General features: G+C 33.2%; 1 protein-coding gene. It reads right to left on the bottom strand.

Annotated elements, in window-relative coordinates; genetic code table 11:
• Positions 1-328 precede the first annotated feature (328 nt).
• Entirely contained in the window at positions 329-1,036 is a 708-nt protein-coding gene (locus tag FC65_RS10785; RefSeq protein ID WP_010495907.1) for a glucosamine-6-phosphate deaminase, read from the bottom strand.
• Positions 1,037-1,087: the final 51 nt, after the last annotated feature.

Raw genomic sequence — 1,087 nt, 5'->3', positions numbered from 1 at the left:
CCTCAAGGTAAAATTATGAATAATCCAGGCTGACTAATAATTACTAAAACTAAAGAAAAGAAACGTTGATTTCCTGAATTTTATTTTTATTTTTGTTAAAAATTAGTAATTTAAAAGGCTGGAACAAATCATTTTTAGTCAAAAAATGATTTGTTCCAGCCGTAAGATTTGTTCATTTATTCAGTTTTTAAGCCATCTAATAATTGGTAGTCAAAATATTTAAACTTGAATACTATCGCTTCAACAATTATAAGATGGAAGAAGAATACAAGTTTTCCTTCCTAATTATTATCGCAGTTATCTCATATTTCAATCTAATCATTGTTCGTTATTTACTTAATTTAGAAGCAGCTGCTTCATCTAGCAAAACAACAACATCAGGATGTTTTTGCAAAACACTTGCAGGAACATCTTCTGTAACTGGTCCTTCGACCATTTTGGCCACAGCGTCAGCTTTGTTAGCACCGAATGCTTCAAGAATGATTTTCTTTGATTTCATAATTGAACCAATTCCCATTGAATATGCTTGTTTCGGTACATCTTCAACATGTTCAAAGAAACGTGCGTTAGCTTCAATAGTTGAATCAGTTAGATCAGCAACATGTGTTTCTAAGTCAAAGGGTGTGCCTGGTTCGTTAAACCCAATGTGCCCATTACGACCGATCCCCAACAATTGTAGATCGATCGGATGCTCAGCAATGACCCTATCGTAACGCTTAATTTCTTCTTTTGGATCCTTTGCCAAACCATCAGGTAAGTATGATTTTTTAAATGGTTTCTTGGAAAAAAGATACTTATTCATGAAATATTTATAGCTTTGATCATTATCAGGACTAATACCCACATATTCATCCAAATTGATCGAAATACTATCAGAGAAATCTAAATCGCTTTTAACAAGTTCATCATAAGTCGTAAGTGGTGTTGATCCTGTAGCTAATCCAAAAACTTTTGCTCCACTTTGAACAGCTTCTTTAAATATCTTGTAGCCCTCAACACTCGCTTTTTGTTGATCTTTTTTAACAATAACTTTCATCGCTGAAAACCTCCGTCTCCGTTTTATTGGTATAGTCCAATTATAATTGAT

The sequence above is a fragment of the Ligilactobacillus acidipiscis DSM 15836 genome, assembly GCF_001435755.1.
In the GTDB taxonomy this organism is placed as follows: domain Bacteria; phylum Bacillota; class Bacilli; order Lactobacillales; family Lactobacillaceae; genus Ligilactobacillus; species Ligilactobacillus acidipiscis.
This window is presented reverse-complemented; position numbering and strand designations above follow the sequence as displayed.

Coding starts and splice junctions, on each gene's coding strand:
- FC65_RS10785 (WP_010495907.1), bottom strand. CDS start 1,036: ATGAAAGTTATTGTTAAAAAAGATCAACAAAAAGCGAGTGTTGAGGGC.